The organism is uncultured Gilvimarinus sp. (assembly GCF_963975215.1).
Classification (GTDB): Bacteria; Pseudomonadota; Gammaproteobacteria; order Pseudomonadales; family Cellvibrionaceae; genus Gilvimarinus.
In genome coordinates, this window is the sequence record NZ_CAXBFW010000003.1 from 124,975 (window position 1) to 148,960 (window position 23,986).

At 51.0% G+C, this 23,986-nt stretch carries 15 protein-coding genes; 9 read left to right on the top strand and 6 right to left on the bottom strand.

Features of this window, described 5'->3' with window-relative positions; genetic code table 11:
- The first annotated feature begins 201 nt into the window (after window positions 1–201).
- From AAC019_RS03745 to AAC019_RS03755, 3 genes are all read left to right on the top strand, one after another.
- On the top strand, window positions 202–2,790 hold the full coding sequence (locus AAC019_RS03745) for a family 20 glycosylhydrolase (RefSeq protein ID WP_339897226.1): 2,589 nt from the start codon (window positions 202–204) through the stop codon (window positions 2,788–2,790).
- Between the two features lie 472 nt (window positions 2,791–3,262).
- Entirely contained in the window at window positions 3,263–5,890 is a 2,628-nt protein-coding gene (locus AAC019_RS03750; RefSeq protein WP_339897227.1) for a TonB-dependent receptor, read from the top strand.
- Between the two features lie 80 nt (window positions 5,891–5,970).
- Window positions 5,971–7,494: a tryptophan halogenase family protein gene (locus AAC019_RS03755; protein WP_339897228.1), complete on the top strand. Its 1,524-nt coding sequence runs from the start codon at window positions 5,971–5,973 to the stop codon at window positions 7,492–7,494.
- A 9-nt stretch (window positions 7,495–7,503) separates the two neighbouring features.
- Here AAC019_RS03755 and AAC019_RS03760 read toward each other — a convergent pair whose 3' ends face one another.
- Window positions 7,504–8,220 carry a DUF6445 family protein gene (locus AAC019_RS03760; protein WP_339897229.1) on the bottom strand — a complete coding sequence of 239 codons (717 nt, stop codon included), beginning with the start codon at window positions 8,218–8,220 and terminating at the stop codon, window positions 7,504–7,506.
- An 882-nt stretch (window positions 8,221–9,102) separates the two neighbouring features.
- On the opposite strand from AAC019_RS03760, the gene AAC019_RS03765 reads away from it, so the two are divergent.
- Together AAC019_RS03765 and AAC019_RS03770 are read left to right on the top strand one after the other, a co-directional pair.
- Entirely contained in the window at window positions 9,103–12,141 is a 3,039-nt protein-coding gene (locus tag AAC019_RS03765) for a TonB-dependent receptor (protein WP_339897230.1), read from the top strand.
- A gap of 182 nt (window positions 12,142–12,323) precedes the next feature.
- A complete protein-coding gene (locus AAC019_RS03770) occupies window positions 12,324–13,832 on the top strand; it encodes a tryptophan halogenase family protein (RefSeq protein WP_339897231.1) in 1,509 nt (502 codons plus the stop codon).
- 17 nt (window positions 13,833–13,849) lie between these two features.
- Here the strand turns inward: AAC019_RS03770 and AAC019_RS03775 are convergent, their stop codons facing one another.
- From AAC019_RS03775 to rdgC, 3 genes are all read right to left on the bottom strand, one after another.
- On the bottom strand, window positions 13,850–15,400 hold the full coding sequence (locus AAC019_RS03775; RefSeq protein ID WP_339897232.1) for a tryptophan halogenase family protein: 1,551 nt from the start codon (window positions 15,398–15,400) through the stop codon (window positions 13,850–13,852).
- Window positions 15,401–15,469: 69 nt separating this feature from the next.
- The gene (locus AAC019_RS03780; protein ID WP_339897233.1) at window positions 15,470–16,096 is read right to left on the bottom strand and encodes a glutathione S-transferase family protein; all 627 of its coding nucleotides are present in this window, start codon (window positions 16,094–16,096) and stop codon (window positions 15,470–15,472) included.
- A gap of 1 nt (window position 16,097) precedes the next feature.
- On the bottom strand, window positions 16,098–17,030 hold the full coding sequence (gene rdgC / locus AAC019_RS03785) for a recombination-associated protein RdgC (RefSeq protein ID WP_339897234.1): 933 nt from the start codon (window positions 17,028–17,030) through the stop codon (window positions 16,098–16,100).
- A 149-nt stretch (window positions 17,031–17,179) separates the two neighbouring features.
- Here rdgC and AAC019_RS03790 point away from each other — a divergent pair, with 149 nt between their 5' ends.
- The 3 genes from AAC019_RS03790 (at window position 17,180) to AAC019_RS03800 (ending at window position 20,842) form a co-directional block, all read left to right on the top strand.
- Entirely contained in the window at window positions 17,180–18,004 is an 825-nt protein-coding gene (locus AAC019_RS03790) for a GTP-binding protein (protein WP_339897235.1), read from the top strand.
- Between the two features lie 816 nt (window positions 18,005–18,820).
- Entirely contained in the window at window positions 18,821–19,729 is a 909-nt protein-coding gene (locus AAC019_RS03795; protein WP_339897236.1) for a BadF/BadG/BcrA/BcrD ATPase family protein, read from the top strand.
- 36 nt (window positions 19,730–19,765) lie between these two features.
- Window positions 19,766–20,842 (top strand): heparan-alpha-glucosaminide N-acetyltransferase domain-containing protein, encoded by a 1,077-nt coding sequence (locus tag AAC019_RS03800; protein WP_339897237.1) that lies wholly within the window; start codon window positions 19,766–19,768, stop codon window positions 20,840–20,842.
- Window positions 20,843–20,959: 117 nt separating this feature from the next.
- Here AAC019_RS03800 and AAC019_RS03805 read toward each other — a convergent pair whose 3' ends face one another.
- Complete coding sequence (locus tag AAC019_RS03805; protein ID WP_339897238.1) at window positions 20,960–21,991, bottom strand: LacI family DNA-binding transcriptional regulator; 1,032 nt, start codon at window positions 21,989–21,991, stop codon at window positions 20,960–20,962.
- Between the two features lie 184 nt (window positions 21,992–22,175).
- On the bottom strand, window positions 22,176–23,141 hold the full coding sequence (locus AAC019_RS03810; protein ID WP_339897239.1) for a 2Fe-2S iron-sulfur cluster binding domain-containing protein: 966 nt from the start codon (window positions 23,139–23,141) through the stop codon (window positions 22,176–22,178).
- Between the two features lie 132 nt (window positions 23,142–23,273).
- Between AAC019_RS03810 and AAC019_RS03815 the strand changes: the two genes are divergently transcribed.
- On the top strand, window positions 23,274–23,840 hold the full coding sequence (locus tag AAC019_RS03815) for a YSC84-related protein (RefSeq protein ID WP_339897240.1): 567 nt from the start codon (window positions 23,274–23,276) through the stop codon (window positions 23,838–23,840).
- Window positions 23,841–23,986 lie beyond the last annotated feature (146 nt).

Consider the following 23,986-nt stretch of genomic DNA (forward strand, 5'->3'; position numbering starts at 1 on the left):
TATGCTCATTTATTGAGTATAACGACTATAGAATGTAAATCTTTAACGTCCTGGATGTAAAGAAACTTTAATACTGAGGGGGATGCGTGATGGTGCTGGACAGAGAGTGTGAATGGTGTAATCTGGACAACGTTGTCAAATATTGTAATAAGATGCGGGCCAACGCGCATATATCGAGTAAATAGGGTTGAGGATATAACAATGAAATACCTGTTAATGGGTTTACTGTGTTTTTACGGGGTTGCGGCTACGGCGGCGACATTTACCCAAGAGTCGCTGCGCAGTTTTGCTGAAAATGCCAAAACACGCTTTGCTGTGGTGAGTAACGTGGGAGCCAATGGCTCGCAAATGCGCTTAATACTGATCAATGACGCCGAACAAAGCCTTCCGGCGGGCGAGGGCGACTGGTCCATTTACTTTCATTCAGTGCGTCAGGTGTCCGTACTTGGTGATAGCGCTGTGGCTATCGAGCACGTGCAGGGTGACTTGCACCGGGTTTACCCCACCGCGCAGTTTGCCGGTCTTAAATCGGGCGATTCACTCGTTATCGATTATAAGCCGGCGGCCGGCATGGTGAGTTATAGCGATTTTATGCCGCGCACTTTTATTGTCGCCAAAGGGCTCGAGCCGGAGGTGTTCCGCAACACCGATACCGAGGTGTTTAGTGAATTTGTCGACCCTATTGACCGGCCGGAACAGCAAATGCGCAGCGCCAGTGACAAGTTTGCGATTGCCACGGCTTCCAGCCGGTATCAGGCCAACGCCGCACGGCCGCAGCCCACGGGTGATGCCTCTGATGCCTTGAAGCGTATTATTCCCACGCCGGCCAATGTTGATTATCAGCGTGGAGAAACCGCATTAGACGGATCCTGGCGCATTGTATTTGCCGGCCGACTTAAGGGAGAAGCCAATTACTTAAAAGCTCAGTTGGCCGATGTGGCGGGTTTACAGTTAGAGGCGAGTTCGAGCGTTGCGCCCGGCAATTACGAAGACGATGCCCCGGCAATTATTCTGGCCGTAGGTTTGCCCGACGAGCGTAAATTAGCACAGGCCAGCGATGCCGAAAGCTATACCTTAAGTGTGGAAAAGCAACGTATTGTGATCAACGGCCGCGATAATGCCGGTGCGTTTTACGGTGTGCAAAGCCTGCTGGCGCTGCTTAACCCCGCACAGACAGAGACGCTCACTGTGCCGCGGGTACACATTGCCGATACGCCCCGCGCCGGGTGGCGTGGCATGCATTACGACATGGGCCGCAACTTCCACGGTAAAGAGGTCACCCTGCGGCTTATTGAGCAAATGGCGCGCTATAAGCTTAATAAGCTGCACATGCACCTTACCGAAGACGAAGGCTGGCGCCTGGAAATCCCGGGGTTGCCTGAGCTGACCGAGATTGGTGCTAAGCGCTGCTTTGATTTGACTGAGCGTGAGTGCTTGCTTACCCAGTTGGGTACCGGCCCTCACGCCGATGGCTCTGGTAACGGTTACTTTAGCCGGGCCGACTTTATCGAGATTCTTAAATTCGCCGCCGAGCGACATATTGAGGTTATCCCCGAAATCGACATGCCCGGCCACGCGCGTGCGGCGGTTAAGTCGATGGATGCGCGCTTTGCTCGCTTAATGGAGGCTGGCGATGAGAAAGCGGCGCGCCGCTACTTGTTGGCAGACCCAGAGGATCAGTCGCAATACGTTACCGTACAAAACTATACCGATAATTCGATTAACGTATGTCTGGAGTCGACCTACACCTTTATTGATAAAGTGATGTACGAGCTGCAGCTAATGTATCGCGATGCGGGTTTAAAGCTCTCTATCTTCCATATGGGCGGCGATGAAGTGGGTAAAGGCTCGTGGGCTCAGTCGCCAGTGTGCGATGAGTTGTTTGCCAGCGAGCTAGGCGTATCCGGTCCGGCCGATTTAAAACCCTACTTTGTGAGCCGGGTGTCCCGTTTGGCCCACGCGCGCGGTTTAGCGCTAGAGGGGTGGGAGGATGGCTTAATGTACGATGCCGTCAACACCTTTAACCGCAATCAATTTGTGAATGAAAACGTTATTGCCAACGCCTGGGACAATATTTGGGAGTGGGGCGTAGCCGATCGTGCCTACCGCCTGGCCAACAACGGTTATCAGGTGGTGATGTCGCAGGCGACTCACTTGTACTTTGATCACCCCTACGAGGCGCACCCAGCCGAGCGTGGTTACTACTGGGCGGCGCGGGCCACCGACGTGGGCAAAGTATTTGGCTTTAAGCCCGATAACCTCTACGCCAACGCTGACTTTACCCGCAATGGCGATCCGATTACCGACGTTGAGGCACTGGTGGGGCGCGAGCTGCCAAGCTTACAAAAGCCGGAAAATATACTCGGCATACAGGGGCAGGTGTGGAGTGAAACGATCCGTACCCCCGAGCAGCTAGAGGCCCTGATTTACCCCCGGGTTATGGCGCTTGCCGAGCGCGCTTGGCGCAAAGCTGATTGGGAGGGTGAAGCGCCCGATACCAATGCGCGTGATCGCGAGTTTGCCAATTTTAGCCAAACCTTGGTCGCCAAAGAGTTGCCCCGGATGGAGCGCGCCGGTATTGCGGTTCATCTGCCGGTGCCAGGGGGTGTGATAGACGATGGTGTGTTGCGTGCTAATACTGCATGGCCTGAGCTTAAGATAGAGTACAAGGCCGGGGAAAACGCAGTGTGGCAGCCATACAGTAAAGGCGTGGAAATTCAGGGAGAGCCCATAATTCAGCTGCGCAGTCGCAGTGGCTCTTATGTTAGCCGGGTGACAGTGGCTCGCTAATCCATTTGTATAAGTTTCGCTTGGGCGCCCCAATGCAGTGCATTTTGCTGTATTGGGGCGCTTTTTTGTGCCTGACGCTTTTTTTATAAAACAACGTTGTCAAGTGGCTGTCGGGCGGCCCCGCAGAAACAAAAATTCACCGTAAGGTAAAGCCCATAAAAACAACCTAACTAGCTGAATTTATAGATAAAAAGCTAATTCTTAATAGTTAATTTTTGACCGTCGATCAATTGTGCGCAAAAGTTATTCTTGACAACGTTGTCCCGCCAGCGGTAAAACTAGCCATGTGATCTGGTGGGCATCTTGAACAGGACTCTTGCAGCGAACCGGTGGATCATTTTGATGCTTCATTACCGGGAATAGGGTGAGGTGTTAATCCAATAAGCGTTTGACGAAGACAGGTAAGCCATAGCGCGTACACACAAAAAAACGCGTGGCTGCCAAATAAAACAATGAAAGCGAGGAGACAGTTATGGGAAACAATCAAAGTAAATTTCGTAAAAGGCTGCTAGTTAGCAGTATTTCTTCCTGCCTGCTGGCATCAACCTATGTGAGCGCGCAAGAAGAGCCGTTAATGGAAGAGGTTGTTGTTACCGGCATTCGTGCATCTTTGACTGAGGCCGTTGATATTAAGCGTAACTCAACAGCGGTTGTTGACGCTGTTTCTGCAGAAGACGTGGGTAAGTTTCCCGATGCAGATTTAGGTGAGTCCCTGGCTCGTGTACCCGGTGTTTCTGTGGGTCGTGCTTTTGGTCAAGGTGCGTCGGTTTCTATCCGTGGTGCGGCGCCACAATTGACCTTAACTCAGTTGAACGGTCAGGACGTCGCGTCTACTGGTTGGTACGACCAAGTTAACATTGACCGTTCATTTAACTACTCTTTAATGCCATCTGAAGTAATTTCTGGTATGGAAGTGTATAAGTCTACTCAAGCCAACCTGAACGAAGGTGGTATTGGTGGTACTGTTATTGTAAAAACCCGCAAACCTTTGGATATGGATGCCAACACCGCATTCTTGGGTGTTAAAGGCAGCGTAGGTACCATTAGCGATGAGGTGGCTCCTAACGTTACTGGCTTGTATAGCTGGAAGAACGATTCCGAAACCTTTGGTATCTTGGGTTCTATCGTATACAGCGATAACGAGTATGTTCGTCAAGGCGATGAGACAGATTTGACGTGGGGGGCTTCTGCGGTACCTTCACGTTTTGTTCAGCAGCGTGAACGTACTACTAGTAATATCGCAGCACAGTATGCGCCTACCGATGAGCTGCAATTCGGCCTTAACTACATGTCTTTGGAGTTGGTGGGTGATAACACAGCTACTTCTCTTTACCTGTTTGATAATGCGCCAGGCTCTTGTACAGAATACAACGCCAGCAATGTCTGTGTTAAACGCACTATTTCTGAGGCCGACGGCATCAGAGAGTTTGGTCAGACGTGGGCTCGTCAAGGTACGATGAACTCTGACACATTTACCTTCGATGCCTCCTACGAAGCTGATAATTTTAAAGTTAGCGCTGTAGTAGGTAGCACAAAAGCAGAAGGTGGTACCGACCTGACGACTAACTTTGGTTACGTTCCGTTAGACAGTGACGGGAATGAGTTTAAGTATGTTGGTAATGTTGATGCTACTGGCGATCATATTGAGCTGAGTGGACCAAAATCAGTTATTACTGTAGATGATTTGGTCAGAGGCGCTGCAACTAGCGCGCCTGCTGCTTGGGCTGTGGGTAAAGGCCCTAATAGCGACGAAGAGGTTTACGCGCAAATTGACGTAGAGATCGATCTCGACTTCGGTGCAATTAATAAGTTTGAGTTTGGTGTTCGTACTACCGACCATGATGTTGAAAAGTCAGACTTTAAATCAGTGCTTAAAGCGAATGCGGTAAGTGTCCCTACCGAAAGCCTGTACAGTGGCAGTGAAGACTTGGGCTTTACTGATGCGGCCAGCTTCCCCGTGCCAAATGGCGATGCTATGGCTGAAATTACTCGGCAGAATCTCGACCGGTGGCAGGAAGCGCGTTCAGGTTACGCTACCATCAACGAACAGAACGATGCTATTTACGGTATGTTCAGCTTCGAGTCTGAGGGCGTAAGAGGTAACTTTGGTCTGCGCTACATCCATACGGATGCCTCTAGTAAGTTCTATGCTATTGACGGTACTCCGCTTGCTGAGGGTGACTTTTCTGGTAACGAGTATTACAGCACTACGCTGAGTGAGAATACCGCTTCTTACCATGATGTTCTGCCAAGCGTTAACGTATCATTTGACTTAAGTGATCAGTTGGTGCTGCGTTTGGCCGCCGGTCAGGCCATATCGCGTGCGAACTACCAAGATATGTTCGCGGCATCAAGTCAAAGTGGTTACTCTGATACCGTTCAGGGTAATGAGACTTTGACTACCGGTTCTATTGGTTTGTTGCCCGTAAAGTCTAGTCAGGCCGATCTGGGTTTAGAGTACTATTACGGTGATGGTAACCTGCTCTCTGCAACTTACTTTGTTAAAGATCTTAATAACTTTGTGGTCTCAGACATTAAGCAAAACCAAAGCATTGGTTTGGTGAGTCCAGATACGGGTGAAGATAGTTGGACCGTGAGCGATCAAGTAAATGCCGGCGGCGGTACCATCGACGGTATCGAGCTGCAATGGAATCACGCGTTTGATAACGGTTTTGGTACCAACTTAAACTATACTTTTACCGACGCAAAAGCCCCGTCAGAAGTATATGCGGATCAGCAAAGTATCTTTACCGAGTCATCCAAGCATAACGCCAACGCCGTTGTGTATTGGGAGAATGATGTTTTCTCGGCTCGCGCTGCATACAACTGGCGCTCTGAGTACATGATTCGCGATGGTGCATTTTACTACGGTAACCGTATGCACGATGCTTACGGACAACTGGACATGAGCTTTAATTGGTATGCGACTGACATGATTACCGTAAGCTTTGATGCAAGCAACATAACCGAAGAAGACGACCTGCAATACGGTGTGGCTCCAGCCTCTTCAGGCCTCAAGCCTGAGTTGCTGGACAAATACCCAGCATGGACCTTTAAAGGCGAAGCTACCTATACACTGGGTGCTAGCATTAACTTCTAATGCTGTGTTAGTTTGAGTGTTGCTAAAACCCAACGTACTTGTACGTTGGGTTTTTTTATAGTTGATTATAGGGGGTAGTAGTGACGGTTAAAAAAATCGCTATTATTGGCGGTGGTACCGCCGGCTGGATGGCGGCGAACCACTTGGGCTTTGAGCTGCGTTTGGACCCTGAGATTGAAATTACGGTTATAGAATCGCCCGATATCCCAACCATTGGTGTGGGTGAGGGTACAGTTCCTTATATTCGAAAAGCTCTGGAAAAGTTTGGCATTTCTGAGGCTGATCTAATTGCCAATTGTGATGCGACCTTTAAGCAGGGTATCAAGTTTGTTGAGTGGTTAGACCCAGCCGTCCATGGTAAAGATCACTATTATTACCACCCATTTGACACTCCTTTTCCCGCTGGTCGTGATGTCACTCGTTATTGGTTAGCCAATCGGGAAAAATTCGAGTTTCATCATGTGTCGGCTCAGGCGGGTGTATGTGATGCTATGCGCGCGCCCAAAAGGATATCCTCGCTGCCTTATCAGGGTGAACTGGGCTATGCTTATCATTTCGATGCATTAAAGTTTGCTCAGCTGTTGGCTAAAAATGCGCTCGAAAAATTCTCGATAAAGCATAAAAAGGCCACTATTCGAGATGCCGAACAATGTTCTGATGGCTCGGTAAAAAATCTGCTATTCGATACGGGCGAAATTCAAGCCTTTGATTTTTATGTGGATTGCAGTGGTTTTTCTTCTTTTATTATTGATCAGAAGTTAAAAGTCCCCTTCGTCGATTGCTCTGATCAAGTGTTAACCGATACCGTTCTAGCGTTGCAAGTACCGACCGATGGGCAGGCAGAAATACCGCCTTATACCATTGCCAAAGCACATTCGGCTGGGTGGCTGTGGGATATCGCTCTGCCAAATCGTCGAGGTTTAGGGTTTGTCTATTCCAGCAGCTATATGTCGGAGGAGAAAGCGTTAACAGATTTTGGTCTATACCTAGGTCTAGGGCCCGAAACTCTCTCTCCTCGTAAGATACCGATAAAAGTAGGCTATCGCGAAGAGCCCTGGCGAAAAAACTGCGTTGCTATTGGGTTGGCGCAGGGTTTTGTCGAGCCGCTAGAGGCAACGTCTATACTGCTGACGGATTTTTCGGCGGAGTATCTTGCCAAAACCTTTCCAAAAAACCAAGATGATATGCCACTGTTAGCCAAGCGCTATAACAAGACTTTAACTTACAGTTGGGATAGAACCATAGATTTTGTCAAGCTGCACTATTGTTTGTCTGATCGTAGTGATTCGGATTTTTGGCGGGCAAACTGCAACCCAGACACTTTTTCACAAACGCTGCGCGAACGACTGCAGTTGTGGAGAATTGAGCCACCTAAAAAGCAGGATTTTTTCAGCCGTTTTGAGGTGTTTGACGTGGAAAACTACCTGTATGTCTTATACGGCATGAGGTTTTTTACGCCGCCGTCTTTTTTGTCTGAGTTTGAAGCGCGCGACAGTCAGGAGCAAATAGACAAAATTTCCGAGCAATCAAAGCGGCTGCAAGGCGGTTTGCTGAGCCATCGGGAGTGGTTAACCAAATTAAAACAAGCTATGCGTAATGTTTAGTAGCTTAGTTTAAAATGCCACAAAAGAGTTTACTGTTAGTCGACCACTTTTTGGGTTAGAGTCAACGCTGTTCGAGCCTATAATGGCGGAATGCAGCAGACAGCTACGGTAAATAACCATACGGTTAAATTTAGCATCGACCTTGCCGATACGGGTAAAGTACTCATTGGACTCTGAAAAATATCCGCGTTTTATCGGTGCACGTTCTATATCGTTAAAATAAATCGCTTCAAATTTTTTCCGGTCTTCAAAGGCAATAGTTTCGTATCCGGTTTGGTTGTGGCGATAAAACGCCGTGCCACCATGGTCTTGATCGCACAGGTATAGAAGTGCGGCAAACTGGTAAGGGTTGGCTGAGTCAAAGTGCGGGGTCGACTGTACCTTGCGCAAATTTTCGGGCTGAATGGTAATAAGCGACATCATGCAGTCGGCTTTATTCAGCTCCCAGCCTGAAGACAAGCCTTGGTAGGTTGACAGCAGCAACGATTTAATCTTGGGCATTATTGCACGCGAGTACTCTTGTGGTGCCGGTAACCGGATGCCAGGGTAAAAATTACAGTGCCCCTGATACTGCTCAAAATCACCTTTTTGAATGGCAAAATCTACCAGTGCCTGAGGGTTTTGCAGCAGATTATCGATAATAATCACCTCCTGGCCCTCATTGCCAAAGGTAGCGATCTCTATGTCGGGGGCTGCGTTTAATGTGTAGGGGGTATGATGAGTCATCGTCGTTCGGCCTTTGTATATCTAATGCTCTTTTACCAGAATGAGCCGCTATTGCAAGACATTTACAGGCTTTATTAAAGCCAATTGTCACATTCGGAAAGCGTCACTTTACTCGCTGTTCGATTATTTATAGTTAGGTTTTTTGCCGATAAGTAACGACCCAATATATAAGCGCTCAATCTCGGGAGTCGACCCGAGGGGGGGGATGTTCGCCGCTACCGCCAGACCTAACTCACCCTTCAGTCTCACTTCACTAGCTGATTTGATTTCAGGTTCGCGCGTTGGATGACTAATTGCAAGTCTGCATTAGAGTTTTGCTTGGTATTCTCATGGAATGTATTACTACTGGTCGATGCACGCCACCGATGGTGTACAGCGTTGGGTGTCGCATTATTTTATATCATATTATTTAAGTGCTTGAAGGCGCGAACTTTTAAATTACTACATGGCGCTTAATCACCTTGCGTTCGGGCAAAAGTTGCCTACTATATTGTCTGTTGCTGCACACAAGGTTCTGGTCGGATTGACTAATAGGTGCGGCATAAAGTAGCAGCAGTTGCCCAACTGCGTGGAAACTAAGGATGGTTGGCGTGCTTTACTTGATTCATTTTTCTTTAATTATTTTTCAAATAATCGTATGGGCCGGATTAATGCGGCACAACAAATGTTAATTTTGTCACCACCTGTTGACAACGTTGTCCTGTTGGATGTAAAAATGTCTTGCTGTAAGTGCAAGATGCCGTTTCTAAGGTTGGGTTGCTCCAGGCTATCGCTCAAGTACGGTGCACGAATGTCGCTCAGTGAAGCTCCACGGGCAGCATTACGCTATTAAATAAAAATTGTTCTATAACAATAACTTATATTATATGTGAGGAGATCGATATGCACATTGGAAAAGAAAAATTCAAACGTAAACTGCTCGTATCGAGTATGGCTTCCTGCCTATTTGCGTCATCCTATGCGTTAGCTCAGGACGGCGAAGATGCAATGATTGAAGAAGTTGTGGTAACCGGTGTTTATGCCTCGCAGCAAAACGCGGTTAACACCAAGCGTGATGCCGCCGCGGTGGTTGATGCAATTTCCGCCGAAGATATCGGCAAGCTCCCGGATGTAACCATTTCTGACTCGCTGCAGCGCATCCCTGGTATTCAGGTTGAGCGCACTGCCGGTGAAGGAGGTCCGGTTCAAATCCGTGGTATGGCGGGTGTAGCTACCTCCCTGAACGGTGAAACTTTCTTGAGTGCAACAAGCATTGATACGTCGAGCGCAGACTTCGGTGATCTGCCATCTCAGTTGTTCTCTGGTGCTGATGTCTACAAAGCCCCTTTTGCTTCGCTAACCAGTGTTGGTACAGCAGGTACTGTAAATCTGAAAACCCGCCGTCCCTTCGACTTGGACGATGGCTGGACATTTTCTGGTAGCGCTGAAGTTGACCATGGCTCAATCAGTGACGAGTATGATCCTACCATCAGTGGCTTGATTGGTTACAACGCCGATAAGTGGGGTGTTTTGGTCAGCGCGGTAACTACAGAGAAGAATCTGGCGACTGATTTCAACGGTTGGTTTGATACTTCAGAAAACGGTGGTATTGGTGCGGCGCGTGCTAATGGTGGCGCTGACCCGGATATGCCGGGTGTTTACTACATGGTGCCGCAGGGCTTCTCTGCTTACTATAAAGAAGAAGAGCGTCAACGTGACGGTGTAAACGTTTCTTTTCAGGCAGAGTTGAGCGATGGTGTGGAACTGGTTGCTGACTACTTCTACAGCGATCAGGAGCGCTATAACCGACGTGCAGGTTTCTCTTCAAATAACCGCTGGCAGACTTTCTCTGATTACGCCTTCCCTCTTAACAATGAGATCGGCGAAGGCTCCTGGACTTATCAGCCGTCCACTGACGGGGCTGCACCGCAGCAGTGGGTGTCACTCAATTCAGCTTACGAAGCGCGACCTCTGCGTTTGCAGTCCTTCAGCCAGACGAACTTCAACCTTGAGAACTCAGAAAATGCCAGCGTTGAGCTGAACTTTGATCATGGTGGTCCGCTGACTGGTCAGGTTCGGGTTACCACGGCCTCTGCTGAGCATCAGATGCGTCACGGTTATGGCGAGGGTGATGTACTGGATACCGTTGCATCAAACTTAAACGGCGGTAAAGGTGGGTTTGTTCCCGCCTCATATTGTGGTGAGGGTGATGATATTGTTGGTGATCAGGGAGGCTGTTTTGTTGATTATCAGGCGGATAGTATTTCTGACACCGACTGGATGATGACTTACCAGCAAACTGGCGAGGACATCACCTTTGGTGGCCTTGATCGAGTTGTAAATGGCGGTCAAGGTGAGATGTCTGTGTATGATTACATGGCGAGCATTGATAGCTACCACGTAGGTGCATTCTCTTCAGAAAACAACACCGATACTGAAGGCTCCTTGGATACATTTAGCACTCGCTGGAACTATGCTTTCGATGATACACCTTTTATCTCAAGCGTTGATGTAGGTGTTCGTCAAAGCCGTCGCACAGTAGAGCGCGCGGAATACTCATTATTTGGTGGGCTGGATGAAACCGGCGATTGCTACGCTCAGTGGCGTGCGGTTGATCAGGTAGCTGAGTTCCCTGATGTTTGTAACAAACCCGACGATGAGCTGGGTGAAATGGTTGATGGCGAGTGGGTACCTTATCAGCTTTTGCCTCCTACCCGGATTGATGAGTTTACTGATGTAGTTTGGATTGATGATTACAGTGTTAATGGTGCGCCGGGAGTTTGGGCTATTGACCCTCGTGAGTTTGATGACTCGGCCGCGTTTATGGATCGCGTATTTGGCGACAATATCCGTCTTGATAATGCCGGTAATTCTTATGGTGTAGAGTTAGATGAGCTGAGTTACTTCTTGCAAGCCAACTTTGAGGCTGGGCCGGTTAGCGGTAATGTGGGTGTTAATGTTATCGAAACGGATCTGTCTATTCGTCAGAACTTGGTGGGCAGCCCTAATTACCCGCATTCTGGTACAGCTCCTGACGTGGGTGATGTGTTAACCGAGCGCAGTTATACTGACGTTCTGCCAAGTGCGAATGTGAGCTACAGTGTGACTGAGAATGTCGTGCTGCGTGCTGGTTATGGCGAGACCATGATGCCTGTTGATTTGCTGCAATGGGGTGGCGGTAAAAGGGTCGGCCAGACTTTCGATAGTGAATGTGCTTGTATGCGTATTGAGAGTGTTAGTTTTGCGGGCAACCCAGACCTTGAGCCCACTCGCTCTAGTACTCTAAACCTGTCAGCGGAGTGGTACCTGGGTGCGGCCTCTATGGTTAGTGCTACCTACTTTGAGCTGGATATAGACAGCTTTGTAGAGAACGGTACTATCAGTGTGCTTGAGCCAGATGCTGACGGTGTCAATCGGGGGCCGAATGATGGTTATTGGACTGCCTCGGCATTGGTTCAGGGTAGTGGTGGCAGCGTCGAAGGTGTAGAGCTGCAGGCTAAAGTTGCGTTTAGTGACATAACCGACAACTTTATGTCTAATTTTGGTTTTGACGTGAACTACACATTGTCTGAGAGCTCTCAGGATGCAGAGGGTTTTAACGGCGAGGAGCTTCCCTTCCCGAACAACTCTGAAGATACCTACAACCTGGTCGGTTGGTTTGAGAATGACTTCCTGTCGGCTCGTCTGGCGTATAACTTCCGTTCTGCGCGTTTGATTGAGGGCGGTAGTGATACTACTGGCGGCCAAGGTTTGTATCAAGACGAGTATGGCCAGTTGGATATGAACGTAACTTGGGATGTCACTGATAATGTTGCCGTTTACCTGAACGGCTCTAACATTACCGAAGAGCTGCAACAGACTTATCTTGAGTTTAAGGAGCAGAAGGCCTTCCAGAACGTTTACGAAGCTCGCTGGGCACTGGGTGCTCGCGTAAACTTCTAAGGGTTACAGAAGGCATAGAAAACATCAGGTGCTGCTTAAGCGCCTGACCCTTGCAACCGCCGCAAGAGCCTTTAGGCTTTTTTGCGGCGGTTTTTTTATATATGCTGGTTTTAATTTTCCCTGAAGCCGTATGCGCAATTGAGTGCTTTAGGGGCGATGTTTATAACAAAAAGGTGATGAGGTTGGACGTACATAAGGTAAACAGCATTGTGATTGTGGGCGGCGGTACCTCCGGTTGGATGACGGCCGCTAGCCTAAGCAAGCATTTTCGCAAAACAGATATAAAAATTACCTTAGTTGAATCGTCAGAGATTGGTTCGGTTGGAGTCGGTGAGGCGACTATACCGACGCTACGCCGCTTTTATGCCGAGCTAGGTATGAACGACTTAGCGGTGATGAAGGCCACTCAGGCAACCTGTAAGCTCGGCATTCAGTTTGAAGATTGGCGCAAGCCAGGTGAGTCTTTTATTCACCCGTTTGGGTTGTATGGGCAAAAAGCCAATGGTGTCGAGTTTCATCACTATTGGATGCGTCTAAAAGAACTGGGTGATACCAGTGAGCTGGCCGATTACTCTTTGGGTGTGAATCTTGCCAGGCAGAGTAAGTTTATCGAGCCATCGCCCAACCCTCCCTCAGAGCTCTCAGTGTACGACTGGGCGTTGCACTTTGATGCGGCCTTGTTTGCCAAATTGATGCGCGAATACGCCACGGAGCATGGCGTCACCCGCATTGATGCCAAAATTGACCGGGTTAATACCGGTGCGGCGGGAATAGACTCTTTGGTGTTGGAGGACGGCGCCCTAGTGGCGGGCGATTTATTTATCGATTGCTCTGGGTTTAAAGCAATGCTGATTGAGCAATCGCTGCATACGGGTTATCACGATTGGAGTGAATGGCTGGTGTGCGATAGTGCGGTGGCGGTGCAGAGCACCCGCGAAGGCAGTGCGCCGTCCTATACGGTGAGCCGTGCCCATAAGGCCGGTTGGCAGTGGCGTATCCCGCTGCAGCACCGGGCCGGCAATGGCCATGTGTTTTGCAGTCGTTACATCAGTGACGATGAAGCAACCGCTACCTTAACCAATAATGTCGCGGGCGAGCTGTTACACGAGCCACGGCGCTTTAGTTTTACGGCAGGGCGTCGCAAGTTGGCGTGGAATAAAAACTGTATTGCCGTGGGGTTGTCGGCGGGCTTTTTAGAGCCGCTGGAGTCTACCAGCATTGCCTTAATCGAGACCGCGATAGAAAAGATACGCCGGGCGTTTGCCAAGCCCTGGTACACCGCGCAGGCGGTGGATAATTTTAATGACCTTACCGCTCAGGAGTACGAGCGGGTACGAGATTTTATTATCTTGCACTATAAGTTAAGCGAGCGTGACGACGGTGAGTTATGGCGTTACTGCCGCGATATGCCGTTGCCCGACATGCTGCGCAAAAAAGTGGCAGCATTTCGCGAGCAAGGTGAATTTATTCGTTATCCGGTTGAGATATTTGGCCCTCCCAGCTGGCTGGCGATTTACGATGGCTTTCATTTTTGGCCCGAGCGGTACGATCAACGGGTAAAGAAAATAGACTCGCAATATCTGTTAACAGCGTTTAAGCAAATGCGCGAGTCGGTGGCGACGGCGGTTGCGTCGGTACAAAGCCACGACGATTTTATTGCCGAGCACTGTGCGGCCGAGCCATCCGCCTAATGGTTTACTAAGGCGTATTATTGGTCAGCTGAGCAATGCCGGGCGATAAATTCGGCGTGTGACATAGGCTGGCTCGCCGCCTGGCGGATAGTGTCGCGTATTTGTGCGAGCTGCTGCTTTAATGCGTTTAACTCGATCGCATCGGCGCGGCGGTCGTAGTCGTTCGCCTTAACCTGAAATCCCATGTACATCGAGATCCAGCTGTCGGGCTCAAAGGCCTCTGGCTCGTGGTTTACTAAGTGGCCGCGGCTTTGGTAAAGCGCCATTTTGTGTTGCAGGGTGTCGGGAACCTCCATGGCCTGGCAGTGGCGCCAAAACTCGGTGTCCGAGCGGCCCGTGGCCTTGTAGTGCAATATCAAAAAGTCACGGATACGTTCAAATTCGTGATGATGCTGACGGTTTACTTCATCCACATCGCACTCGCGGTAGCCCTGATGCGGGAAGAACGCCAGCAGGCGGCTTATGCCGGTTTGTATAAGACTGATGCTGGTGGACTCTAGCGGCTCTAAAAAGCCCGAGGCCAGCCCCAGTGCGTAACAGTTTTTATGCCAGATTTTTTTGCGTTTACCGGTGACAAATTCAAATGATCTTGGCGCTTTGATGGCGGCGCCCTCTAAGCCGTTTAACAACGTTTGCTCGGCGCTCGCCGCATCGCAAAATGCACTTGAATACACATAGCCATTACCGGTGCGATGTTGTAGCGGTATGCGCCACTGCCAGCCAGCCTCGCGTGCGGTGGTACGAGTGTAAGGTGCCGGGTCGCCGACCTTTTCACTTTGTACGGCAATGGCGCGATCGCACGGTAGCCAATGGCGCCAGTCGTCGTAGCCCGTGTGCAGGGCCTGCTCGATCAGTAAGCCGCGAAAGCCGGTACAGTCGATAAATAAATCGCCGTTTATTAGCTCACCACTATCAAGCTTAAGCGATGCGATGTCTCCGCTTGTGTTATCAAGTTCTACCTTATCGATTTTGCCCTCGCGTCGGGTAACGCCGCGCTGCTCGGCATACTCGCGTAAATACAGCGCGTAACGGCCGGCATCAAAATGGTAGGCGTAGCCGTAGTCGGCCAGTGGTGTGGGTGGGTTGGGGTGCGGCTGGGCAAAGCGACCCTGTTTGGCCAGCTGAGCCGGAAACGAATAGTCCGCCGTGTTTATTGTTTCTCCCGCTAACTGTAGGCGAATAAGATGGTGATGAAACTTAACGCCTTTGAGTGGCATACCATAGTCGGCAAACGGGTGAAAAAACTCGGTGCCTACTTGGTACCAGTCACGAAATTCGATACCAAGTTTAAACGTGGCGTGGGTTTTTTTTATAAAATCCAGCTCGTCGATACCCAGCGAGTCGTTAAAGGCCCGGATGCTGGGGATGGTTGCCTCTCCAACGCCCACGCTACCAATCGCCTCTGATTCGATGAGGGTGATTGTAGGCGCGCGGGAAACGCTGCCAAATTGCGTTAGGTTTTTAAAGTGGTGGGCGAGTGAGGCGGCGGCCATCCAGCCGGCAGTGCCGCCGCCGGCAATAACAATAGAGTTGACGGTGTTTGCGTTGCGAGCGGAATTATCGGCCACGAGGTTACCCTTACTGTTGTTTTGGGCAGGATACCCGCTCGCCTGATAAGCGTCTAGCAGGCTGCTAAATTACAGCGGCGGTGGCGCCGTTGCGCTAAACGGTTGGTAGTGGTTTATCTGGTGCAAAAAATTTTCAAGGTTGGGGTAATCCGTCAGCGAAATGCGCTCGCGGTACAGCCCCCACGCTAAATAGCAGGCCAGGCGCAGGGCCATATCGCCGTAGGGCGCTTGCGTTGGCAGTGACATTTGGTTGAGCTCGGCGAGGGTGGAGTTAACGCGAGCGCTTTGGCGTTGTAGGTACGGGCTTTGTGCCGCGTGAATGCCGTCGCGCTCTAAGAAAAATACATTTACGCAAGCGTCGAGCGAGGTGTTAACCAGGCAAAAGGCGTCGTACTCGGCGATGTCGGCAAGGTACGGTTGGCCGGACCTTTCACGAAGGTATTTTACGATGGCGGTGGAGTCGGTCAGGCTGATGTCACCGTCCTGTAAAAAGGGAACCCGCTTGGTGGGCGATTGTTTGGCGCTGGCGCTGGCATCGGTCTCGACCAGCTCGTACTTGCAGCCGGTTTCATCCAGTGCAATGCGGCAATGGCGCACAAACGGAGAGGTATAACTGCCGTAGAGTCTCAAGGTGCCTCCTGTGGGTAAACTAAACTGCCTGAAGGAGTACCCGCAAAACGCGGGTACTGTGTTCATCTTAGCCCCCGACAATCTCATCTGCCAGTGTATCGCTACCTTCACCGCCAAAGGCGTCGGTTACAGCACGAATAAACGCCGATAACTCTAGCGTCATAATGGCAAACTCGGCGTCAAACTGCTCGGCGAGTGTCTCCGGCGCCCGGTCGCCCGCGCGCTCCAGTAGCTCATCGGCAAACTTTACCCGCTTAAAGGTGAACTGGTCGTCGATAATGCAGCTGATGGCCTCTTTCCACTGAATGGCCAGCTTGTTGACGTACATCCCGGTTTCAATGTGCTGGCGCACTTGATCGTCGTGTAGATCGAGTTTTTTGCAGCGAATAACGCGCTCATCGCTGCTGGCGTTTAGCTCGCACTCGTCCCCCAGCTCAAAGTCTTGCGCCAGTTCATGCTCGCGCACCCAGTGCGTCATCACTTGTACTGCCGGGTCTTTGGGGGTAAGGGGCACGGCCCGCAGGCTGCCGAGTGATTCGCGCAGTGCGCTGAGCATGTCCTCGGCGCGGCTAGCGCTGGAGGCATTCACCACAATTTGGCTGTTGCGGGTATCGATATAGGCAAAGTCGATGCTTGATTTAGTGAAGGCCTGAGGCAGCAGGGTGAAGATGATTTCATCTTTCATGCCATCGCGCTCTTTGCGCCCTACGGGGCGGCCCTCTTCGACGCGTATTGCCCGCACTTTCTCATCAAGCAGCTCTTTAATAACGCCCGCGGGAAGGATTTTCTCCTGCTTTTTGGCGGCGATGGCGATATAGCCATTGGCGGCGTGGGTTAGGGTTTGTCCGTCGGGCCCCAAAGGCGATACCCAGCCATAGCGCGACATATCCATTTTGCCACAGGGGTTAAAACTGTGTTCTTGCAGCGCTTCATCCAACGCTTCGGCGGTGAGGGTAAAGGGCTCGGCCAACCGGAAGATTCGTATATTTTTAAACCACATAATCAGCTCTTAATTCGCTATTTTGTCGGTGCGCGAGTGTAGCAGAAGCGGGGGTGGTTAAACGACTCCGGAGGCGTTTTTCACTGCAGTGCGATTTGCGTGTGCCTGCAGTACTATAGATCGTCGAATATAACCTGTGGAGGGAGACGATGAAAGTATATCTGGGAGCTTGTCTGCTGGCTCTGGCCGTTAACGCGATGGCGGTGGGCGCATTGCAAAAGCCAAGCTGGGAGACGCTATCACTGCGTACGCCAGAGTCGGTATTGGTGCATCCGCTGGAGGGGCGCAAGGTATTGCTGGTGTCTGAGATAGAAGGGGGCAGCAGCGATGCTGACGGCGCCGGTGGTATTGCCATGCTGGCATTGGATGGTGCGGTAATCGAGCAGAATTTCGTCCGCGGGCTTAATGCCCCCAAAGGTATGGCGGTGTTTGCGGACACTCTGTATGTCGCCGATATTACCGAGCTGGTGGCGATTGATCTCGGCAGCCGGGAGGTGGTGGCACGATACCCGGTAGCAGAGGCGGTGTTTTTAAACGATGTCGCGGTGGATGTGAAGGGTGTGGTGTATGTGTCTGATACCCGCACCGGAAAGGTACACCGTCTCGTTAATGGCAACATTGACCTCTACCGGGAGGGGCTGGCCGATGCTAACGGGCTTTATACTGAGGGCACTGATCTGTATGTCGGGGCGGGTACCCAGTTGTTGCGCGTAGCGGCTGAGGGTACTGCAACCCTGATCGCCGAGGGGTTTGCGGAAAATATCGACGGTGTTGAGGCCATCAAAGGCGGTGGGTTTATCGTCTCTTGCTGGGCGGGCTTGGTCTACCATGTTGATACCGATGGCACACTAAACCTCTTGCTGGATAGACGTAGCGAAAAGGTTAATACCGCTGATATTGGCTATGACCACGAGACTCATACCCTGTATATCCCCAGCTTTCATGGCAATAGCGTGGGCGCCTACCCGCTCTAGCAGGCGGTTGTAAAACCCCTTGCCTGCTCAGGGTGTCCTGAAGCGTGCTGATGCTGTGCATTGTCTCGACGGACAGGGTGGTTCCCTTTGTTAGAGGCAAGGCGCGGCAGATGTGCGCTTCAGGTCTCGCCCTACGGGGCTTTCAGGCTGGCCCGTACTCGTCGTTGCCACTTTTCGATGGGTGGACACACGCCTTCATGCCGCCTGGATTACGAATCAGCCTAAAAGCCTAGTACGTCAGGGGTTTTTCAACCGCCGCCAGAGAAGGCCGTAGGGGCTTTGGTCGGGCACGGGCTAACTCTGGTGCGGCCGGAGCTCGTGCAACGCGGGCTCCAGGTGCTTTTAGGCGACGGCACTGGCGAGCGTTAGAAGAAGTATTCCGCGTAGTAATTTTTTTGGTTAAAGTGTTGACAACGTTGTCCGTCGCGAATAAGGTGTAAGTCGTTGACAACGTTGTCTTTGTCGTGAGGTTTTCATGGGCCGATCTTGGCCGTAGGGGCTAAAACCCGCAAGCAGACAAGCTTGTGTGCAATACAGAATTTGGTTGGGGCGGGTCATTATGGGCATTTTGGCCGGCTCCGCTAAATCTTGGTGCGATGGACTGCATCAAGCGATACGCAGGGACTGTAAGTATCATCTATCATGGCTCTCCTTGTGGTTGATGGCCTGTTGGCCATCAACCACCTTTTTACGCGAGCCTGCACAGTAGTGCGGCGAGAGCATGAGCAAACTATCGAATTTAATCGTCAGGTGGCGTTATCATGGTTGCCTGTACGCTAGCGTTAAGCTGGCATAGCTAAAATAACGAGGTATTACATGGAGCAGCTGCCTGTTGATGGCGACACTCTATATCTAGGCATCGATGGTGGCGGCACAAAGTGTCGCGCGGTAATCGTCGACGCTTGCGGGAAAACACTGGGGGTCGGTAATGGTGGTCCCGCAAACCCTTATCATGGTGTCGCGCGGGCGTTGGAGTCTATTGATAACGCGGCGGACAGCGCGCTGCGTGCTGCAGGCCTGCCGAAAAGCGCCAAATCTCAATTAGTGGCCGGGCTCGGCTTGGCCGGGGTTAATGTACCTAGCTTGTTCCAAATTGTTAAGCAGTGGGAGCACCCGTTTAAAGAGCAATACCTTACGACTGATTTGCACATTGCCTGTATCGGTGCCCATGAGCAAGATGACGGCGCTGTTATTGTCTCGGGTACCGGCTCTTGTGGTTTTTCGCACGTTAACGGGCAGTCTTTGATTTTAGGCGCTCACGGGTTTCCCTGTGGCGATGTCGGTAGCGGCGCATGGATTGGTTTAGAGTGTGTAAAAGCGGTGTTGCTTGACTCTGACCAGCTGGGCCCCCAAACAGTGTTGACTGACTTGGTTGCTGAGCAGTTGCAAGCGCGTGGCATTATGATCGTTGAGCGTTTAAACGGCGCTAAGTCGAGCGACTATGCCAAGCTGACTCCGTTGGTTTTTTCGGCCGCCGAGCAAGGCGATGAGGTCGCGTTGCGTATCATTCAGGAGGGGGCCGACTATCTCACAGCGGTTGCGCGTCGCTTATGGGCGACCAATCCGCCGCGTATGTCTATGTTGGGTGGTGTCTCGCAACGAATTGTTGACTGGATGGACGATGATATTGCCGACCGTATGTCAGAGCCTTTGCGTCAGCCAGAGCATGGTGCGGTACGTTTTGCGCGCACTCAGCACGAGGCTTTGGCAGAGCCGGTTGCGTAAGTACAGTTAAAATTACAAGGTAATCCCGGGGGCAGAATGGCCAAGCAGCGATTTGTTTCATTAGATGTAATGCGAGGCCTTACTCTGGCCCTGATGATTTTGGTGAATACCCCGGGGTCGTGGTCCTACGTATACGCTCCGTTTTTGCATGCCGACTGGCATGGTGCCACCCCGACAGATTATATCTTTCCCTTCTTTTTGTTTATTGTCGGCTCGGCCATGTATTTTTCAAACAGGGCCAGTCAGGGCATTGCCTATAGTGCCCGTACGATAAAAATTCTTCGTCGTACACTGTTGCTGTTTGTGATTGGACTACTGCTTAACGCCTACCCTTTTACCGGTGATCTCGATCATTTGCGAATTCTGGGTGTGCTACAGCGAATTGCGCTGGCGTATTGTTTGGCGGCGTTTATTATTTGGCTGCCCGGTTTGTATCGCTTTATTGTCTCGGCCGTTTTACTGCTGGGGTATTGGGGGCTGCTAAACCTCGTGCCCGAGCCTTATACCGTAGCGGGCAACTTAGTCCGTCAGATCGATCTGGCCGTGCTTGGTGCCGACCACTTGTGGCAAGGTAAGGGCATGGCGTTCGACCCGGAAGGTTTGTTAAGTACGTTGCCGGCGGTGGTAAATGTTATTTTTGGTTTTGAGGCGGCCCGCATCCTGGTGGGTAGCGATGATAAACGCCGTGCACAAATAGCATTAGCATGTATGTCGGTTGCGGCCATTGTTGCCGCTGTGGTTTGGCATCAGGTGTTTCCGATTAATAAATCTCTATGGACAAGCCCATTCGTTTTGTTGACGTCGGGTGTGGGCATTGCTGTGCTACTGATTTTGGTACAGCTAGAGAAGTTGGCAGCGGTAAAGCCGGTGTTCAATGGCTTTACTATGCTGGGAAAAAACCCGTTGTTTATTTATATTCTGAGTATTGTCTGGGTTAAGAGCTATGCCTTGTTTAGCATTAATGGTATGTCGTCTTATCAGTACTTTTTTGAGTCGCTGGCACAGGTGATGTCTAACTATAATGCTTCGCTGGTGTTTGCGTTAATTCATGTGGCGGTGCTGTGGTGTGTTGCTTGGTGGCTCGACCGTAAAAATATTGTTATTGCCCTGTAAGTGGCGCTTGTAAGTGAAGCTTCTAGGCGAAGATAGCCTCTGCATAAAAAAACCGGCAACTGCCGGTTTTTTTATGAGCGCCGAGCTAACATTACCGGCAGGTGCTTGACGGCTGGGTTATTTTCCCGGTGCGGGGCAGGTTGAGTCGCGCACGATCAGTTCGGGGTAATAGCCTTCGCTGGCGATTGACTTCCCGGCGCGGGCTTGCTGCTTAATAGACTTTATGAGCAGCGATGCCGCTTTTTGCGCGATGCTGCTGGTAGGCTGCGCGGCGGTGGTAAGGTTGGGCCACGCCTGGCGCGAGAAAGGGCTGTTTTCAAACCCGGCAATCGATAATTCAGCGGGTACATCAATGCCTGCGATTCGGGCGGCGAACAGGGTGCCCGCGGCAATCTCATCGTTACAGGCAAAAATGGCGGTAGGCTTAGCACGCTTGTTGCTCAGTAGTTTTCGGGTTCGGTCTACGCCAGACTCAAATGAATAGCTACCGGGAACAATGTACTTGTCTTTTGGTTTTATTTTGTGATCTCGCATGGCCGCTTTAAAGCCCGCTAACCGCTCACCACTGGATTTATGTTCTTCGTCACCGCCGAGAAACGCAATTTCTTTGTGCCCAAGGTTAATTAAGTGCTCGGTAATCGCGTAGGCGGCATTGTGGTCATCGATAAAAACACAGGGTGAGATGGTGTCGGGCGCCTGTGAGCCGGACAGAATTCGGACAAATTTTACATTGCGCTCGATGATGGCATTGAGAATCTCGGCATTCTCTGAGATCGGAGGGGTCAGTACTAACCCACCCACGCGGCTGCGATCGATCATCTCCAGCACCTCTTGAATAATGGTGCGGCTGGAGGCGTCGCAGGGGTGAATAACCAGCTCATAGCCTTGCTTGCCGCACTCATCCAGAATGCCGCGTTGCATATCGATCACGTAGTTGCTGTTGGGGTTGTCGTAAATAAAGCCAATCGAAGATGCCGCACCGCGTAAGCCGCGTGCCGATAGGTTGGGGCGATAGTTGAGCTGTTTAACGGCTTTCCAGACTTTTTCCTGGAGCTCCTTACCCACGGTTCCTTCGTTATTGATAACCCTGGATACGGTTTTAAACGAGACTCCAGCCAATTTCGCGACATCTTTAATGGTTGGTTTCATGTCGTTGTCTACGTATCAATTATTGTGGTTCCATTCCGGTGGGGGTGGCTTTTGGTGGTGCAGCCACACCTGGCGGCGCGTTAGTGTTTTTACTGATAAATCAAAGGCCTAAAGTGTACCTAATTTGCGGCCTTAGCGCGACACAATTTGTGTGATATATACCGCGTGCGCCGGCGTGCTGGCCCTAACTGGCTGGCAGAAACGCGTCAGTATAAACGTTGCGCGGCTTAACCCCGGCAAAAAAGCATTGTTTGCGCAATTTGCTAACGAATGTATCGGCCCCGCAGAGGTAGACCAAATGGGAATTTAAGTCGGGAAAGTGATGTTTAACGTATTGGTATATATCGGCTTGGCGGACGTTTTTTACGTCGCTGTTGTCAATTTGTTGTGCCAGCTGGGTGCAGGTTACGTTGCTATGCTGACGCTCGAGTTGGCGTAGCGGTTCGCTGAAGTAAAGCTCGTCGCTGTTGCGCGCCCCAATGATCAGCGTTATTTCACCCCAGTGTCCGGCGGCTATGGCGGCGCGTACGATAGCTTGCAATGGCGCTAGGCCTGTGCCGGTACCTACTAATAGTAAGGGTTGACCGGCGTGCTCGCTACGGTAGTAACACTCCCCGCGGGCCTGTTGTATCGTCAGGGTGTCACCGGGTTGCAGCGATGTCAGTGCCCACTGGCTGAACTGCCCGCCCTTCTGCAAAGCAATATGAAAGCTTAAATGCGGGTCTTCGGGGGTGCTGGCAATAGAGTAGCAGCGGGCGATACTTTCGCTGCGCCACAGATTGGTGTGCTGCCCGGCTTGGTAGGCTATGGGGGCGTCCAGTGTTAACTCGAGTACGGTGCGGCTGAGCTGTTGTTTGGCGACAACCAGAGCTTTAACCCCGCTGGCGCGCGGGTCATAGTGCTCCACCTGAATGGCTTGCTCCGGATAGCAGCAACAGCTTAAAAAAAGTTGCTGCTCGCGCTGCGCCTGGGAGAGCCCCTCTAGCGCCCGAGGCGGGACCGCCCCTTGTTTAAGCACCATAACACAAGATTGGCACACCCCTGCGCGACAGCTGAAAGGCACCTGAACGCCCGCTTTGAGAAGTGTGTCCAAAACGGACTCTCCCGCGGCGACAGTGAAGCTGGAATTGTTGTATATAATATTGCCCATGGCACCTGTATCGTAAGGTTGTGCTAATGTTTAGCGTACCGCAGCTGTGATTCGGGTGCCAGTGAGTGGAACGTAGGTTATAGCGGTTGTCATGTGTTTTGTTGCCAATGAATATTATGTAGGAGAGTGACCATGAAAGCATTGATGCGTATTACCTTGTTAGGTTTTTTGATGGTGTGTTCGTTTGCGCAGGCTGAAGATCCTTATCAAGAGACGATGAAAACCTTTAAATCATCCCCGCAAGTGGTTGAGTTCTTTAACACCGCGTATGGTTATGCGCTGTTCCCCACCATTGGTAAAGGCGGTATTGGCATAGGTGGGGCCCACGGTAAAGGGCAGGTCTATCGTGGCGGGCAGGCCGTTGGTAAAACAAGCATGACTCAGCTATCGGTTGGGTTTCAGTTGGGCGGGCAGGCGTTTAGTGAGGTGATTTTTTTTGAAGATAAAGAGAGCTTCGATAACTTTACCTCTGGCAACTTTGAATTTAGTGCGCAGGCCAGTGCCGTCGCTATTACCGCTAGCGCGAATGCTAAGGCGGGCACGACCGGCACAGCTATTGGTGCCTCGGCAAAAGCTGACAGCGCCGGCAAGCAAAAAGCTATTTATAATCAAGGTATGGCGGTATTTACCCACGCCAAAGGTGGCTTAATGTATGAGGCCGCGCTCAGCGGGCAGAAGTTTAAGTACGAGCCTCTGTAAGTCTGGCTTACCGTGCCGCGCCGGTTACCGGGGCGGCCGCTCCCTTCTTTTGCGTCGCATCTTTGAATTTCGTTACTTTTAAGCCTGCGAGCGGCGCTTGCGGTGTTATATTGTTGTCGCCAGAGAATGCCGGAACCTTAACGCTA

What these genes read in the sequence shown, in the direction of transcription:
- AAC019_RS03745 (WP_339897226.1), top strand. Translation starts at nt 202, where the DNA reads ATGAAATACCTGTTAATGGGTTTACTGTGTTTTTACGGGGTTGCGGCT.
- AAC019_RS03750 (WP_339897227.1), top strand. Translation starts at nt 3,263, where the DNA reads ATGGGAAACAATCAAAGTAAATTTCGTAAAAGGCTGCTAGTTAGCAGT.
- AAC019_RS03760 (WP_339897229.1), bottom strand. Translation starts at nt 8,220, where the DNA reads ATGACTCATCATACCCCCTACACATTAAACGCAGCCCCCGACATAGAG.
- AAC019_RS03765 (WP_339897230.1), top strand. Translation starts at nt 9,103, where the DNA reads ATGCACATTGGAAAAGAAAAATTCAAACGTAAACTGCTCGTATCGAGT.
- AAC019_RS03780 (WP_339897233.1), bottom strand. Translation starts at nt 16,096, where the DNA reads ATGAACACAGTACCCGCGTTTTGCGGGTACTCCTTCAGGCAGTTTAGT.
- rdgC (WP_339897234.1), bottom strand. Translation starts at nt 17,030, where the DNA reads ATGTGGTTTAAAAATATACGAATCTTCCGGTTGGCCGAGCCCTTTACC.
- AAC019_RS03790 (WP_339897235.1), top strand. Translation starts at nt 17,180, where the DNA reads ATGAAAGTATATCTGGGAGCTTGTCTGCTGGCTCTGGCCGTTAACGCG.
- AAC019_RS03795 (WP_339897236.1), top strand. Translation starts at nt 18,821, where the DNA reads ATGGAGCAGCTGCCTGTTGATGGCGACACTCTATATCTAGGCATCGAT.
- AAC019_RS03800 (WP_339897237.1), top strand. Translation starts at nt 19,766, where the DNA reads ATGGCCAAGCAGCGATTTGTTTCATTAGATGTAATGCGAGGCCTTACT.
- AAC019_RS03805 (WP_339897238.1), bottom strand. Translation starts at nt 21,991, where the DNA reads ATGAAACCAACCATTAAAGATGTCGCGAAATTGGCTGGAGTCTCGTTT.
- AAC019_RS03810 (WP_339897239.1), bottom strand. Translation starts at nt 23,141, where the DNA reads ATGGGCAATATTATATACAACAATTCCAGCTTCACTGTCGCCGCGGGA.
- AAC019_RS03815 (WP_339897240.1), top strand. Translation starts at nt 23,274, where the DNA reads ATGAAAGCATTGATGCGTATTACCTTGTTAGGTTTTTTGATGGTGTGT.